The 16,417-nt window shown below is 59.5% G+C and carries 12 protein-coding genes; 11 read left to right on the forward strand and 1 reads right to left on the reverse strand.

The features are described 5' to 3' along the window. The first annotated feature begins 165 nt into the window (after positions 1–165). Together FHX05_RS19595 and FHX05_RS19600 are read left to right on the forward strand one after the other, a co-directional pair. Positions 166–1,890 carry an adenylate/guanylate cyclase domain-containing protein gene (locus FHX05_RS19595; RefSeq protein ID WP_183711824.1) on the forward strand — a complete coding sequence of 575 codons (1,725 nt, stop codon included), beginning with the start codon at positions 166–168 and terminating at the stop codon, positions 1,888–1,890. A gap of 72 nt (positions 1,891–1,962) precedes the next feature. Next, positions 1,963–2,841 (forward strand): FkbM family methyltransferase, encoded by an 879-nt coding sequence (locus FHX05_RS19600; RefSeq protein WP_183873944.1) that lies wholly within the window; start codon positions 1,963–1,965, stop codon positions 2,839–2,841. A 2-nt stretch (positions 2,842–2,843) separates the two neighbouring features. Here the strand turns inward: FHX05_RS19600 and FHX05_RS19605 are convergent, their stop codons facing one another. Continuing rightward, positions 2,844–3,323 carry a class I SAM-dependent methyltransferase gene (locus FHX05_RS19605; RefSeq protein WP_183873946.1) on the reverse strand — a complete coding sequence of 160 codons (480 nt, stop codon included), beginning with the start codon at positions 3,321–3,323 and terminating at the stop codon, positions 2,844–2,846. Between the two features lie 143 nt (positions 3,324–3,466). Here FHX05_RS19605 and FHX05_RS19610 point away from each other — a divergent pair, with 143 nt between their 5' ends. From FHX05_RS19610 to FHX05_RS19650, 9 genes are all read left to right on the forward strand, one after another. Next, positions 3,467–4,642, forward strand: coding sequence for a DUF3095 domain-containing protein (locus tag FHX05_RS19610; RefSeq protein WP_183873948.1), 1,176 nt, complete (start codon positions 3,467–3,469; stop codon positions 4,640–4,642). A gap of 350 nt (positions 4,643–4,992) precedes the next feature. Beyond that, the gene (locus FHX05_RS19615; RefSeq protein WP_183711483.1) at positions 4,993–6,330 is read left to right on the forward strand and encodes an adenylate/guanylate cyclase domain-containing protein; all 1,338 of its coding nucleotides are present in this window, start codon (positions 4,993–4,995) and stop codon (positions 6,328–6,330) included. A gap of 160 nt (positions 6,331–6,490) precedes the next feature. Then, on the forward strand, positions 6,491–8,398 hold the full coding sequence (locus FHX05_RS19620) for an ABC transporter ATP-binding protein (RefSeq protein ID WP_183873950.1): 1,908 nt from the start codon (positions 6,491–6,493) through the stop codon (positions 8,396–8,398). Further along, complete coding sequence (locus FHX05_RS19625; RefSeq protein ID WP_112608711.1) at positions 8,395–10,317, forward strand: ABC transporter substrate-binding protein; 1,923 nt, start codon at positions 8,395–8,397, stop codon at positions 10,315–10,317. Before FHX05_RS19620 ends, FHX05_RS19625 begins: the two co-directional genes overlap by 4 nt. Next, entirely contained in the window at positions 10,310–11,308 is a 999-nt protein-coding gene (locus tag FHX05_RS19630; RefSeq protein WP_015343453.1) for an ABC transporter permease, read from the forward strand. Before FHX05_RS19625 ends, FHX05_RS19630 begins: the two co-directional genes overlap by 8 nt. Then, positions 11,305–12,480, forward strand: a complete 1,176-nt coding sequence (locus tag FHX05_RS19635; protein WP_112335847.1) for an ABC transporter permease — start codon at positions 11,305–11,307, stop codon at positions 12,478–12,480. The genes FHX05_RS19630 and FHX05_RS19635 overlap by 4 nt, the downstream gene beginning before the upstream one ends. A gap of 100 nt (positions 12,481–12,580) precedes the next feature. Beyond that, a complete protein-coding gene (locus FHX05_RS19640) occupies positions 12,581–13,795 on the forward strand; it encodes a glycosyltransferase family protein (protein ID WP_112335846.1) in 1,215 nt (404 codons plus the stop codon). Between the two features lie 11 nt (positions 13,796–13,806). Then, positions 13,807–15,072, forward strand: coding sequence for a glycosyltransferase family 4 protein (locus FHX05_RS19645; RefSeq protein WP_183874460.1), 1,266 nt, complete (start codon positions 13,807–13,809; stop codon positions 15,070–15,072). Next, on the forward strand, positions 15,054–16,214 hold the full coding sequence (locus FHX05_RS19650) for a glycosyltransferase (RefSeq protein ID WP_183874462.1): 1,161 nt from the start codon (positions 15,054–15,056) through the stop codon (positions 16,212–16,214). The genes FHX05_RS19645 and FHX05_RS19650 overlap by 19 nt, the downstream gene beginning before the upstream one ends. Positions 16,215–16,417 lie beyond the last annotated feature (203 nt).

The raw sequence follows: 16,417 nt of genomic DNA on the forward strand, positions 1-16,417 counted from the left end.
ACTGCATAATTCCTTAAATCGGGATCGATTTGAGGATAAAATTATGCAGCAGGTTAAAAGTGCTACAGCGACCTTTGCGCGTCATATTTGACGCGCGGCGCTGTAGATGAATAGGCGATAACCGTTTTCGGATCAGTTGTGAACGGGCAATATACATTGGGTTTGATGACCATAGAGGCAAGAAAGCCAATCATGACCGATCGCCTTGTGCGAAAGCTGCGTCTCGGCTCGGGTCTTATCGTTTTTGCTTTCGTCATCATGCATTTGGCCAACCATTCCCTCGGCCTGATCTCACTCGGCATGGCCGAACATGCGCAACATTGGTTCATGGTGGTTTGGCGCAATCCGCTCGGAACCGTGCTGCTCTATGGGGCGCTGATCCTGCATATCCTGCTCGTGCTGCGAATGCTCTACAAGCGCAGGACGCTCGTCATGCCCGCCGGCGAGGCTTTTCAGATCGTTACCGGTCTGCTGGTGCCCCTCCTGCTGATCGACCATATCGTTGCGACACGCATCGTTCATGAGGTCTACGGCTATCACGACACCTATAAGGCGGTCGTGCGCACCTTGTGGGTGACTTCGCCGTTCAATGGGATGCGCCAGTCGTTCGTCCTCCTGATCGTTTGGCTTCACGGATGCATCGGCGTTCATTTCTGGCTGCGCTACCGCCCCTGGTATATGACGATCGCGCCCGTCATGCTGTCGCTTGCCATCGTCCTGCCGATTCTCGCTTTGCTCGGCTTTGCCGCAATGGGCAAGACGGTGGCGCATGAGGTCGCCCAGGAGGATGAGCGCGGCTATCCAGGCGGCTATTACAGCGACGTACGAAGCTTTGGCGAAACAGGCTCGGCGCCCGGCGGTAGGATGGCGGAAGACTTGTGGCCTTACCGCGCCGGATTCTATGGCGCCTTCAGTCTGTCGATCGCCGTTCTTTTTGCCTTCCGAGCGCATCGCAGACTGCGAGAACGGCAATATCAGGTCGCCGTTCGTTACGCAGGCGGGGAAGTCGTGCATGCACCGCGCGGCTTTACCGTGCTTGAGGCAAGCCGTCTCGGCGGCATCCCGCATTATTCGGTCTGTGGAGGCAAGGGGCAATGCTCCACCTGCCGCGTGCAGATCGTCGAGGGGGCGGAAAACCTGCCGCCGCCCGAGCCGTTGGAGCAGAAGACCTTGAACCGTATCGGCGCCACACCGGATGTCAGGCTTGCCTGCCAGCTGCGTCCGACCGGCAATGTCAGCGTGGTGCCGCTGCTGACGCCGATGGCCGAGTCGACGATCCCGGTCTACACGCAGGCCGCAAGTCCCGGCCGCGAGCGCGAGATCGTCGTCTTCTTCTGCGATCTACGCCATTTCACCTCGCTAACGGAATCGCGGCTACCCTTCGACATCGTTTTCCTGCTCAACCGCTATTTCGCCATCGTTGGCCGCATCATCGAAGAAAATGGTGGCCGGATGGATAAGTTCATCGGCGATGGCGCCATGGCGCTCTTCGGCCTTCGCGCAACCCCGAAGGAGGCCAATCGTCAGGCCCTGAAGGCGGCCGCCGCAATCATCCGCGAGATCGACAAGCTCAGTGCCGAGCTGGCTGATGACTTGGCTGCCCCGCTCGAAATCGCCATCGGCATCCACACCGGCCTCGCCGTCGTGGGATCGATGGGCTATGGCAGCGTCAAGAACGTGACGGCAATTGGCGATACCGTCAATGTTGCCAGCCGTCTGGAAAGCGTCGCCAAGGAATTCAACGCCGCGTTGGTCTTTTCGGAGCCGGTGGCGCAGCTTTCGGAAACCGATATCGCCGACACCGAAAGCCGCGAGATTGCTGTCAGAGGCCGGGGTGAGCCCTTGCGGGTCTATATCGTTTCGAAAGAGGCGAGCGCCCATTTTGCCTGATTTTCGGAGAGTGGCGGCGGCGTCGCCCTTGTCCGTTTGCAACGGAATGGCGCCGGTGTAGAGATGGCGCTCATGTTTGACGCCAAGATTCTCACAAGAAAATACTGGAAGCGAGCTTTTCGCCGCAAGCGGGACGCGATCGCCACGCGCCTGTTCGACACCAGGCTCGGCCGGGATATTCTTATCAGTGCCATAGGTCCCCGCGTGAAGGCGATGACCGTCGATTGCGGCGATCACGTCCTCAGTTTCTCGCCGGCCGACTACATCGGCCGCAAGGTTTTTCGCAAAGGGCATTTCGAGCGCGACCATGTCGATCGCCTGCTGAGCGTCCTGCGCGAGCACGGCCTGTTGCGCAAGGGATCGGCGCTCCTGGAACTTGGCGGCAATATCGGCACGCAGACCTGCTATTTTGCCCTCAGCGGTGCCTATGACCGCATAGTCAGCGTCGAGCCGGACCCGCGCAATTTTCGCCTGCTGGCAGTCAATATTGCCGATAATGGCCTGCAGGAAATGGTGAGTGCGGTCAATTGTGCCGCCGGCGATCGCGAGGGGCAGCTCGATTTCTATCTCAATCACAAGAACCATGGCAAAAGCAGCGTGCTGCGGCAAAGCCCGACCGACGAGAAGATCTCGGTCCCCGTCCGTCCGGTTGGCGATATTCTCCTGCAGGCAGGCGTCGATCCCGCCGATATCGGACTGATCTGGATGGACATCGAGGGGTACGAGCCGGTTGCCTGCCGTTCGATGGGCGCATTGATGGCTCGAAAAGTGCCGCTTTATATGGAATTCACCCCGGCCTTCTACGGCAAGGATCAGACCAAAGACTTCATCACCGATCTTGCCCGGCACTATAGCGAATGTCTCGCTTTCTTCGAAAGCGGCGAGCGGATCATGAAGGTGGTCGAACTGCCGGTGGCGGGCGAACAGTTCGATGTTCTTTTCCTGCGCTGAACCTATCTGCGCCGATAGATGAAATAGCGCCCGTCCTTGACGCTCGAGGGCAGCGGCAGCACAGCGAGATCCGGATGGTCGAGGGGGAGGCCGCTGATCGCAAGCCCGCCCGGTGCCAGCACGCCAGCCATGATTTCCGGCAGCCAGGTCAATGTTATCGCATCCTTGTCTTCATAGCCGGTGCCGATATCGGCATGGGCGAGCGAGGCGTTGGCGCCAATGAAAGTTCTCGCCGTGTCCTTGATCTCACCGAGAACAAGGTTTTCGGCCGACGGCATGGAAGGACCATAGGCATTGACCGTCCGGTCGAATGCGACGATGCGATGATCGGGGAAGAGTTCGCGCAGATGATCGAATGTGCGGCCGTTGCCGAGGCCAAGCTCCAGCACCGGGCCGTGGAGCGTCCTCACCTCATCGGCAACGGCATTGAGAATGTCGCGTTGCGCGCTGAGGCGGCGAATGAAACTATCCAGGCGGCTCATCGTATTTGAAATATCCTTGGCGTTCTATGCCTCTCCCGCCGTGGGCCTAGCACGGCGGGCATCCTGGCGTCGACCACCCGCTGGCTTTTCGAGGCATTTGCTGTAGGGATAGATTGTCGCGGCGCGCACCAAAGGAGGATATCATGGCCGAGCCGTCCAACGATGATTTCTTCCACAAGCTTTCGGGCTTCACTCGTTTCGAGGGAGTGACCGACAGCGCCAACTACCAGCCCCTGCCGGGTGACTGGTTGATTGCGATCGCCGACATCGTCAGCTCGACAAAGGCGATTGCCGCGGGTCATTACAAGTCGGTCAACATGGCCGGCGCCAGCGTGATTTCCGCCGTGCTGAACGCTTTGGATCGAGGTGATTATCCCTTCGCCTTCGGCGGGGATGGCGCATTGGTGGCAGTCCCGCCCTCCGGCGAGGAGCGGGCGCGGCAGGCGCTTTCAGCGGTGCGGGGCTGGGTGATGGAAGAGCTGCAGCTCGATCTCCGCACCGCCTTGGTGCCGATGACCGCCATCCGCGACGAGGGGTTCGACGTGCAGGTCGCGCGTTTTAACCCAAACGACCATGTTTCCTACGCCATGTTTTCGGGCGGCGGCACGAGCTGGGCAGAACGGCAGATGAAGGAAGGACGCTTCATCGTCGAAGCGCCGCCGGAAAAGGCGGAGCCCGATCTAACAGGGCTTTCCTGCCGCTGGAATCCGATAAAGGCGCAAAATGGCGAGATCATCTCCATCATCGCCATCCCCGGCGAGGCTGGAAACGGTCCGCAGTTTCAGCAATTGGTCGCCGATATCATCGCCATCTCTGCAGAGCAGAGCCGCGACAGCCACCCCGTACCGGTGGAAGGCCCGACGCCAGCATTGAAGTTCGATGGTGTCGATATCGAAGCCCGGGCTCTTGCCGCTCCGGCCAACCGTTGGTGGCGCAAGCTTCTTATCGACGCCCAGGTCATCCTGCTCTGGAGCCTCGACAAGTTCCGCGTGAGGGCAGCATTCTTCGATGCTAAGGCCTATCGGCGCGATCTCGCTGCGAATTCCGATTTCCGCAAGTTCGATGACGGTCTGAAAATGACCATCGATGTCGATGCCGAACATCTCGAACGTATCGAGGCACGCTTACGCCAGGCAGAGGCAGAAGGCGTGTGTCGCTTCGGTCTGCATCGGCAGGACAGTGCGCTGATGACCTGTTTCGTTCCGACGCCTCTCATGCGCGACCATATGCACTTCATCGATGGGGCGAGCGGGGGGTATGCGATGGCAGCCATGGCGTTGCGGGGAAAGCGGCCGCCCGCGCTTGCCGCGGGCGAATAATTTCATCTGCAACGCGCAGGGCTGCAGTCGCAATTTTATCGATCCATTTGCTTTTTGCCCATTGTGTCAGTTGAATATGCGCCTTATCTCAATGAGAACAAAACGAGAGTCGTTGGTTGCGGCGGCTGTCCTTTTGCCGCATTTCACGTGCGGGGTGTGAGGAAATACAGTCGATATTTCGGGTGCCTGCACGATCCAAGGTGGCAATGGAACGTGTCGGTGCCATCGCATGATGCTTCTTTCAGTCTTTGACGATGGGCTGGCAGTCCCGGATATGGATGCTGGCGAAATCGACGGTACGCCATAGGCGGGTGGAGGCATCCAGCATTGCAGAATAGGCCGCGGGAATAATGGCAATCAATTCGGGTGTCTCTGATATTCTTATCGATAAAGTTGCGGAATGGCTGACGCAGGCCGCCCTAACGGGCGAGAACCTGGAAACCGTCGTTCGCGGTTTCTGCGAACGCATGGCCGCCACCGGGATGCCGCTCAAGCGCGTGCATCTCACCTTCTCCATGCTTCATCCGCTCTATGACGCGCTCGGTTTTACTTGGCGTCGGGGTGGCGGTCTGACGATCGAGGGCTACCGGCACGGGAACGAACAGCCGGAACGCTTCATGCGCAGCCCCTATTATTATCTTCTCTCCAACAATCTTCAGCACCTGCGTCGCCGGATCGACAGTGACGGCGCGGTCGAGTTTCCGATCTTCGAGGACCTGCGCAAGGAGAAGGTGACCGACTACATGGCCTTCGTGCAGACATTCGGGGCCGGTTCGATGCAGGGCATGATGGGCTCCTGGTCCACCGACAACATCGGTGGTTTCAGCGAGGATATGATCGGCGCGTTGATGCGCATGCAGAACCATCTCGCCATGGCCGCCAAGATGGCGGTTCTCGGCAAGCTCGCCAACAATATGCTGACCACCTATCTCGGCGGCGATGCCGGGAAGCGCGTGCTGAACGGCCAAATCCGCCGCGGCGATGGAGAGACGATCCGAGCAGCGCTCGTCATGGGCGACATGCGGCAATCCACAGTTTTTGCCGAAAAGGAAGGGCGACAAGCCTATATCGATACGCTGAACGAATTCTTCGATGCGATTGCTGCGCCTTTCAATCGCAATGGCGGCGAGATCTTGAGCTTTCTCGGCGACGGTTTTCTGGCGGTCTATCCGTGCGGCCGGCACAAGGACCCGTCCAAGGTCGCGTGCGAAGCCGCGCTGTCGGCTGTTTTCGAGGCGCAGCGCCGCGTTGCCGCGCTCAACAGCGATCGCCAGTCGCGTAATCTGAGCGAGGTGCGCTACGGGATCGGCCTGCATGTCGGCAACGTCATGTTCGGCAATGTCGGATTGAAGGACCGGCTGACCTTTTCGGCCTTTGGCGCGGCGGTCAACGAGGTCGAGAGGCTGCAGTCGCTGACCAAGAAATATTCGACGGAGGTCGTCGCGAGCCAGGCTTTCTCAAGTTACACCGATTGCGAATGGGGGACGCTGGGAGAAGAAAAGCTTCGCGGCGTGCGCCAGCGCTTCACAGTCGTCTCTCCGAAGGCCGCGGCAGCAGCCAGCAGCGCGCTGGAGATCTTTCAGGAGACGGCGGCCGACGGCCTCTCCGAGGCCGAACAGGTTATTCTCTTGCACAGGGATGCCAAGAAGTTCGAGGGCCGTCTTCAAGTCGAAAACCTCGCTCCGTGACGGCACATGCCTTACGCTTCAGCATAAGCCGATATATCACTGGAAAGGCGACAGTTTTTTTACAGTCTCCGCATTGCTTTGACCAGCTAGACACCCGTTATGGCCTACGTTAGTGTGCCGCATAAGGCCACAAAGGTCATGTGAGCGGGAAGTAATATGTATGGCGTCAGGGACTGATCTACTGCGTATCGAGAACCTAGACGTCTCGTTTTCCCTCTACGGGGATAGTCTGCGCGTCGTCAAAAATGCCGGCTTGAGAGTGCTTCCAGGCAAGGTTACGGCGCTCGTCGGCGAATCCGGCTCCGGCAAATCGATCATCAGCCAGTCGATCATGGGCATTCTTCCGGCGGCGGCGAAGGCGACCGGACGGATTCTCTTCACCGATCCGCTCGACGGCAAGACCACCGATATTCTCCAGCTGCCGCGTGACGGGGTCGCTATCCGCGCGCTGCGCGGCGCACGCATGGCAAAGATCTTCCAGGAGCCGATGACCTCGCTGTCGCCGTTGCATACGGTCGGCAACCAGATCAGCGAAGCGCTGCGCATTCATAGCGCAGGTACCAGCAGAGCCGAGCAGCGTGAAAAGACGGAAGAGATGCTGCATCTCGTCGGCTTTCAGGACCCGGTTCGAACTTTCGACATGTATCCTTTCGAGCTTTCCGGGGGCATGCGCCAGCGTGCAATGATCGCCATGGCGCTGATCTGCAACCCGGCGCTCCTGATTGCCGACGAGCCGACGACCGCGTTGGATGTCACCATTCAGGCGCAGATCCTCGGCCTGCTGCGCAATCTCCAGCAGACGTTCAACATGGCGATGCTGCTGATCACCCATGATCTCGGTGTTGTCGCGAATATGGCCGACGAAGTCGTGGTCATCTATCACGGCGAGATCATGGAAGCAGGCCCGGTCGAGACGATCTTTCGCCAGCCGCAGCATCGCTATCTGAAGGCGCTGATGTCGGCGGTGCCGCATTTCGATATGAAGCCGGGAGAGCGATTGAAGTCCCTGCGGGACGTTCCGGTCAATCTCGGCACCTTTTCCGGCAAGAAGAAGCTTATCGGCAGCGGCGTGCCGGCTGCGGGCGCCGCGCCCGATGTCCTGCTCAGTGTGCGCAATCTGACCAAGACCTACACGTCGAAGGCCGGCGGACTGTTTGGGCGGCGCGATGGCACAAAGTTCCGTGCGGTCGATGATGTCAGTTTCGATATTCGCCGCGGCGAATGTCTTGGCCTGGTCGGGGAAAGCGGCTGCGGCAAGACCACCGTCAGCAAGATACTGATGCGGGGTGTCACTGCCGATAGCGGTTCTGTCAGCTTCGACGACGGCAGCGGCAAGATCGATGTGCTTGCCGTCAAGGGCGACGAATTGATGGATCTGCGCACGAAGATTCAGATGGTGTTCCAGGATCCGGTCTCTTCGCTTTCTCCGCGCATGACCATCCGCAACATCCTCAGCGAACCCTTGGAAATCCATGGGCGTGGCGACAGCGACGAGCGCAAGGAGAAAGTCAAGGCGCTGATGCAGGCGATCGGGCTCGACAAGCACTATCTGAGCCGCTATCCGCACAGCTTTTCAGGTGGCCAGCGGCAGCGTATCGGAATTGCGCGCGCGTTGGCGCTTGGACCAAAGCTTCTGATCCTCGATGAGCCCGTCTCGGCGCTCGATGTGTCGGTTCAGGCGCAGATCCTGAACCTTCTCAAGGATCTGCAGAAAGAGCTCGGTCTGACCTATCTGTTCATTTCGCATAATCTCGCAGTGGTGGATTACATGGCTGACCGCATAGCCGTCATGGCGCGAGGACGCATCGTCGAAATCGCTCCGCGGGAGGTCATTCTGCGCGCCCCCGTCCATCCGTATACGCGTTCTCTGCTCGCCGCCGTTCCGTTTCCCGATCTCGACCGACCGCTGGATTTTTCCGCCCTGAACAGCGAAGGCCCTGCTGCCCGGCAGAAATGGGGGCCGCAGTTTTCGGACGGTGCCGACGGCGAGCTTACCTATGCGGATTTGGGCGGCGGACATTTCGTGCGCGTGCGCCGGGGTGTCGATGCCCAGGAGTTGCGCAAATGATCGGCCGGCGTACGTTCCTTGGCCTGATGGCTTCCGCAGTTTTGCCGCAGCCTCTTCTGGCGGCTGATGTCGACAATGAGCCGGAATACCTCGCCGATTGGCTGAGGGCCGGCCAGATGCCGCACCTCGCCAAACGCCTGCCGAAGTTCCCCCGTGTCATCAACGTCGCGGCCATGGGCCGCGTGGCGGGCCGTTACGGTGGCTCCGTACGCACGCTCATCGGCAGCCAGAACGACATCCGCCTCATGACCATCTATGGCTATGCCCGCCTGGTTGGCTACGACAGCACGCTGACGCTTCAGCCGGATATTCTCGAATCCTTTTCCACCGTCAACGATATGGTGTTCACCTTCAAGCTGCGCGAGGGCCATAAATGGTCCGACGGAGAGCCGTTTACGGCCCATGACTTCCGGTATTGGTGGGAAGACGTTATCCTCAACAAGGAGCTAACGCCCGGTGGAGGTGCTTTGGAGCTCCGCCCGCACGGTAGCCTGCCGCGTTTCGAGTTGCTCGACGACTTGACGGTGCGCTATTCCTGGGATGATCCCAACCCGAATTTCTTGCCGATCCTGGCTGCCCCGCAGCCGCTCGTCATAGCCGGGCCGGCACATTATCTCAAGCAGTTCCATAAGAAATACCAGGACAGCATTCGCCTTTCCTCGCTGATGAAGGAAAGCCGCGTGAAGAAATGGCAGGATCTGCATATCAAGATGGGTCGCTCCTACAGGCCTGAAAATCCCAAACTGCCGGTACTCGACCCATGGAAAAACACGACAGCGCCGCCGGCCGAGCAGTTCGTATTCGAACGCAACCCCTATTTCCATCGCGTTGACGAGAACGGGCGGCAGCTGCCCTATATCGACCGCATGATCCTGAACATCAGTTCTTCGGCGATCATCGCTGCCAAAACCGGCGCGGGGGAAAGCGATCTTCAAGCGACCGGCATAGACTTCAACGACTATACGTTCCTGAAGGAGGCGGAAAGGCGCGATCCGAGCAAGATCAAGGTCGATCTCTGGAAGGCGGCGCGCGGATCGCGCGTTGCGCTGTACCCCAATCTGAATAGCGCCGATGCAGTCTGGCGCGATCTCTTGCGCGATGTTCGGGTGCGCAGAGCGCTGTCGCTTGCGATCGATCGTCACGAGATCAACATGGCCGTGTTCTACGGTCTCGGCACGGCAAGCGCCAACACGGTGTTGCCCGACAGCCCGCTTTTCAAACCTGAATATGCCTCCGCCTGGATCGAGCACGATCCGGATCAGGCCAACGCTCTGTTGGATGCTGTCGGCCTGGACAAGCGGGACGAAGACGGTGTCCGTTTGCTGTCGGATGGTCGGCGAATGGAGATTACCGTTGAGACCCCTGGCGAAAGTACGCTCGATTCCGACGTGCTCGAGTTGGTGACCGATCACTGGCGCAAGATTGGCATCGCGCTTTTCATCCGCGTATCCCAACGTGATGTTTTCCGCAGTCGCGCCATGGGCGGCCGCATTTTGATGTCGTTATGGTACGGCCTCGATAATGGCGTGGCGACGGCCGACATGAATCCGGGCGAATTGGCGCCGACGACCAGCGACCAGATGCAATGGCCGCTTTGGGGCATGTATTATCTTTCGCGCCAGACGCAGGGGGTGGCTCCCGATGTGCCGGAAGCCGTCGAGCTGATCAAGCTGCTGGGCGAATGGGAAGAGGCCGCCTCCTCCTTCGAGCGTGCCGAAATCTGGCACAAGATGCTGAAGGTCTATACGGATCAAGTCTTCTCCATCGGTCTGGTCAACGCGACTTTGCAGCCGATCGCGCATTCGGCCAGCATGCAGAATGTACCGGAAAAGGCGTTGTACGGCTTCGACCCGACCTGCCTGCTCGGCGTGTACATGCCGGACACCTTCTGGATGAAGGAGGATCGCCGGAATGCTTAAATATATCCTCTGGCGCACCGCCGTGATGATCCCGACCCTGGTCATCATCTCCATGTTGGTCTTCACCATCATCCAGCTGCCGCCGGGAGACTTCTTCGACAGCCAGATCGCCGAACTGCGCGCTCAGGGAGACACCGCCAATCTCCAGGATATGGAGAATCTTCGCCACGAATACGGGCTCGACCAGCCGTTGCCGCTTCAATACCTGCACTGGGCCGGGGGCATGCTGCATGGCGATTTCGGCTATTCCTTCGAATATCAGCTCCCGGTATCCGATGTCGTCGGCGACCGGCTCTGGCTGACAATCCTCGTGTCGATGACAACAATCCTTTTGACCTGGCTAATCGCTTTTCCGATCGGCATCTATTCGGCAACCCATCAATATAGCTGGGGCGATTACGGCCTGACTTTCCTCGGTCTGCTCGGTATTGCCATTCCGAATTTCATGCTGGCACTGATCCTGATGTATTTCGCCAATGTCTGGTTCGGCGTGTCGATCGGGCATCTGATGGATCAAAAGTATCTTTCGCAACCGATGAGCTGGGAAAAGGCGCGTTCGATCCTGTCGCACCTTTGGATCCCGGTCATCATCGTCGGCACAGCCGGAACGGCCGGCATGATCCGCCGCCTCCGCGCCAATCTGCTCGACGAGATGCAGAAGCAATATGTCGTCACTGCGCGGGCCAAGGGGCTGCATCCCCTGAAGGCGCTGGTGAAATATCCGCTGCGCATGGCGCTGAACTTTTTCGTTGCCGATATTGGCTCCATCCTGCCGTCGATCATTTCGGGCGCCGAGATCACGGCAATCGTACTGTCGCTGGAGACGACCGGTCCGATGTTGATCCGCGCACTGCAGAGCCAGGACATGTATCTCGCCGGCTCGTTCTTGATGTTCCTCGCCTTCCTCAACGTCATCGGCGTGCTGATCTCGGACATCGCTCTTGGCTTTCTCGACCCCCGCATCCGCTTGCAAGGCAGGAGCACAAAGTGAGCGTATCCCTGCCAAAACCCGGCGCCCCCCTGGAGCATTATGTCTCGAGCGCGGATTTCGATCCGGATCAGTTCGAGGCCATGTCGGCCGGCCAGCAGCGCTATTATATGGCTTCGCAAAAGAAGCTGATGTGGTGGAAGTTCAAGAAGCACAAGCTTGCGCTTGCATCAGGCATTTTCCTGCTGCTGGCCTACGGCATGATCGTCATTGCCGAGTTCCTCGCCCCCTACGGGCTGCATACCCGCAACGTCGATTACATCCATTCGCCGCCGCAGGCGGTGCACTTCTTCAACAACGGAGAGTTTGTCGGACCGTTTGTGTACGGCCGCAAGATGACGCTCGATATTGATACGCTCCGCCGGGTCTATACCGATAATCCCTCGGATGTACAGCCGATCCGCTTCTTCTGTCGGGGCGACGCCTATCGCTTCTGGGGCCTGGTGGATTCGAACGTCCATCTGGTCTGTCCTGCGGTCGGCGGACAAATGTACCTGCTTGGGACGGACCGTTTGGGCCGCGACGTGCTGTCGCGCATCATCTATGGCGCACGCATATCCCTGACCATCGGGCTGATCGGCATTGCGGTCAGCTTCGTGCTCGGCATCGTCATCGGCGGTCTGGCGGGCTATCACGGCGGCCTCTTCGATCTCCTCGTCCAGCGCGTGATCGAGGTGCTGCAATCGCTACCGAGCCTGCCGTTGTGGATGGCGCTGGCGGCGATCATGCCCGTGAGCTGGAGCCCGATCATTGTCTATTTCGGTATCACCATCATTCTCGGCATTCTCGACTGGACCGGTCTTGCGCGCGCCGTGCGCTCTAAGCTTTTGTCCTTGCGCGAGGAGGATTATGTTCTCGCTGCGCAATTGATGGGCGCCAGCACGCCGCGCATCATCGGCCGGCATCTCGTTCCCGGCTTCATGTCGCATCTCATTGCTTCGGCAACGATCTCCGTTCCGAGCATGATTCTCGGCGAAACCGCACTTAGCTTCCTTGGGTTGGGGCTTCGACCGCCAATCACGAGCTGGGGTATTTTGCTGACCGAGGCAAGGAGCGTCAGCGTCATCGCCTTCTATCCATGGCTCCTTTTTCCTATGATCCCGGTGATTTTGATCATTCTGGCGTTCAACTTTTTAGGAGACGGCTTGCGCGATGCCGCCGATCCCTACAAATAGCAGGGTGAACGGCGAAGACAGGATTGCAATTCGAGAAGCGGCCCGCGGATGTCCTTTGTCGACATACCGCGTATAACTTTCACCCCCAGAGGTTTTGCCTATGAAGCGGCGCTTAGAAGATGCTCGAATCCTCATGTATAGCCATGACACGTTCGGTCTCGGCCATCTGAGGCGGTGCAGAACGATTGCCCATGCGCTTGTTGAGGACTATCGCGGCCTGAACGTGCTGATCATATCCGGCGCAACGATCGCCGGGGCATTCGATTATCGCGCCCGTGTCGATTTCGTCAAAGTGCCGAGCGTCATCAAGCTGCGCGACGGTGAATACACGTCTATGGCGAGCCATGTCGCGCTGCAGGAAACGCTGAAGATGCGGCAATCGATCATTCGCCATACGGCCGAAACCTTCCAGCCCGACGTTTTCATTGTCGACAAGGAGCCGTTGGGGCTGAAAGGCGAGGTCGAAGAGACGCTTACCTATCTGAAGGCGCGGGGCACCACGCTTGTTCTCGGCATGCGCGATGTGATGGATGCGCCACACCTGCTGGAAGCCGAATGGAAGAAGAACAACGTCCTGCAGAAGATCGATCAATTCTACGATCGCGTCTGGGTCTATGGTCCGCCGGATTTTCACGATCCGCTCGTCGGCCTCGATGTTCCCTCCGGCGTGCGCCGGAAGATGGAATTCGTCGGCTTCCTGCAGCGCAGCGTCTCCACGCTGGGCACGAAGTCGGAACATGTGCCTGACGAGGATTATATCCTGGTGACAACAGGCGGCGGCGGCGACGGCGCCGATCTCGTGAGCGACGTCATCGCCGCTTTCGAGGAGGACAGTTCTCTCACGCAGAAGACGTTGATCGTGCTTGGCCCCTATATGCCGGCCAAGGAGCGCAGCCAGCTTTTGGAGCGCGCCAGCAAGATCAACTGTCTGCAGGTCATCGAGTTCGACAACAAGATGGAAGAGCTGATTGCCGGTGCCAAGGCGGTCGTGGCTATGGGTGGTTACAACACCTACTGCGAAATTCTGTCCTTCGACAAGCCGGCGCTGATCATTCCGCGCACGCGGCCACGCGAGGAGCAGCTCATCCGCGCGCAGCGGGCAAGCGAGCTCGGCCTCGTCGACATGCTGCTGCCGGAAGAATCGGCCGACCCGAAGCAGCTTGCAGCTGCCTTGAAGCGCCTGCCGAACCGGGCGCCGCCCTCGGCGAGCAACAGCAATATGCGCCTCGAGGGGCTCGTGCACATCTCGCACACCATCGGCGAATGGTTCGATGACCGCGAGCGCTACACGCCGCTATCGATCGTTGCCGAGTAGATCACCGGAACCTGTCGATGCGGAAGAAAATACTGGTGGTCCTGAAAGGCTATCCCCGCCTGTCGGAAACCTTCATCGCGCAGGAGTTGCTCGGCCTGGAGAAGGCTGGCTTCGACCTGACGCTGATCTCGATGCGCAAACCCACTGATAAGAAGCGCCATCCTGTCCATGACGAGATCAAGGCGCGCGTCGTCTATCTGCCGGAATATCTGCACGACGAACCGCTGAGAGTGCTTCGCGCCTTCTTTGCCGGCATCGGCAAGCCCGGGTTCAAGCCGCTCCTGAAGCAGTTCTGGGCCGATCTCAAACGGGATATCACACCGAACCGAGTGCGGCGTTTCGGTCAGGCCTTGGTGCTGGCGCATGAATGGCCTGACGGCGGTGAATGGCTGCATGCGCACTTTATCCACACGCCGGCCTCGGTAACATCCTATGCCAGCATCATGACCGGTATCCCCTGGACGTGTTCGGCGCATGCCAAGGACATCTGGACGTCGCCCGACTGGGAGCTTTCGGAAAAACTCGGCCGCGCCCGCTGGACTGTGACCTGCACGCGGACCGGTTTCGAGCATATGCACGATCTGATCGGGGCGGGCGACAAGGTTTATCTGAGCTATCACGGTCTGGATCTCGATCGCTTCGATCCTTTCGCCGGCGAACGTTCTGGCCGCGATGGCAGCGACGCTTCCGATCCCGCTTTCCTTCTCAGTGTCGGTCGTGCAGTCGAGAAGAAGGGATACGACGTGCTGCTGAAGGCGCTGGCATTGCTTCCCGACGACCTCAACTGGCGTTTCTCTCATATCGGCGGCGGTGACGGTCTGACGAAATTGAAAGCCTTGGCCGATACGCTCGGGATTGCCGATCGCATCACCTGGAAGGGCGCGTTGGCACAGGAAGAGGTGCTCGCCCATTATCGTCAGGCCGATATCTTCGCGCTCGCCTGTCGAGTGGCCGCCGACGGCGATCGCGACGGGCTGCCGAACGTGCTCGTCGAGGCCTCGAGCCAGCGTCTTGTCTGCGTCTCCACCAATATTTCCGGCGTCCCCGAACTACTCGAAGATGGTATGAACGGTCTCGTTGTTCCCCCGGAGGACCCGCAGGCACTTGCCGTGGCGCTGGAATCCGCCATTCGCAACCCCGCGCAGCGCCACAGGCTGGGTGAGGCGGCCGAAAGGCGGGTGCGCGAGCATTTCGACTATCACGCCAGCATCCGGCAGCTGACCGGGCTGTTCGAGGCGCAATGGCAGAAAGAAGATCAATGGCGGAAATCCGCGTGACAGCCTCGCATAGCCTGCCCTTGCGGGTCTTTTTCTACGTTCAGCATCTGCTCGGTATTGGCCATCTGGCGCGGGCCAGCCGCATTGCCAGCGCGCTGGCGAAAGACGGCTGCCAGGTGACGGTGGTCACAGGCGGCGTGCCGGTCAACGGATTTCCCGGCGCGGATGTTACCTCGGTGACATTGCCTGCCGTGGTTGCCAGTAGCGCCGGTTTTTCCGGCCTCGCCGATCAGTCAGGCAACCCGGTCGGCGAAGAGTTTCTGTCCCGCCGGCGGGATCTTCTTCTCGAGGCCTTCCGGAAGGCTGCACCCGATGTCGTTGTTATCGAGGCCTTTCCCTTCGGCCGCAGGCAGATGCGTTTCGAGCTCCTGCCGCTGCTCGATGCCATTTCTGAAGCCGATCCGAAGCCGAGGCTCTACACCTCGGTGCGCGATATCTTGCAGCAGCAGAAGAAACCGGGGCGCGACGAAGAGACGGTCGGCCTCCTGCGGGATCACTTCGATGGCGTGCTCGTTCACGGCGATCCGCATTTTGTCCGGCTGGAGGAGACCTTTCCCCTGACCGAGGCAATCGCCGACAAGATCATCTATACAGGTCTTGTCGCACCCGCTTTGCCGCCGAAACCGGTCGAAACCTTCGACATCGTCGTTTCGGCCGGCGGCGGTGCTGTCGGGCGTGATCTCATCCGCGCCTCGTTGGAAGCGGCAAGCCGCGTGGCGAGAGATCGCCGCTGGCTCTTGATCGCCGGGCCGAACCTGCCGGAGCAGGATTACGCCGATCTCGCCATGGATGCGCCTGGCAATGTCGAGCTCGTTCGCTTCCGCAAGGATTTTCCCTCCCTTTTGCGTGGCGCCGAGCTTTCGATTTCGCAGGCAGGTTATAATACGGTCGGTGATCTTCTGGTGGCCGGCTGCCGCGCCATTCTGGTTCCTTTCACCGCCGGCGGCGAGACGGAGCAGTCCGTCAGGGCCGAACGGCTGGAGAGATTGGGGCTGGCCTTGGCTCTGCCGGAGGCAGGATTGACGACGGATATGCTGGTCGACGCCGTGAAGACGGCGCTATCGTGCCCCAAGCCAGGCAACCCGGATATAGATCTCGGCGGTGCCGCCAGAACATCTGCCATTCTGCGTGAGGGCAGGTAGACACCTGTGCGGCTGATATTGGAGACTCCTGTCGTTTTATCTTCCTGGATTCCCGCAATCTTGTGATATAAATCGAAAAATAGATGAATCGGGAGGAGCGTGGACGAAGGACCGGGCGGCGTCCCTTTTCACATATGGGGCCACGTATCCGTAACGAAACCTTCCCGCATCTCTGCAACATTGGTGCCGGCATCACGCCGGTG

Origin of the sequence: Rhizobium sp. BK491 (assembly GCF_014194925.1) — a bacterium.
Lineage (GTDB): Bacteria > Pseudomonadota > Alphaproteobacteria > Rhizobiales > Rhizobiaceae > Rhizobium.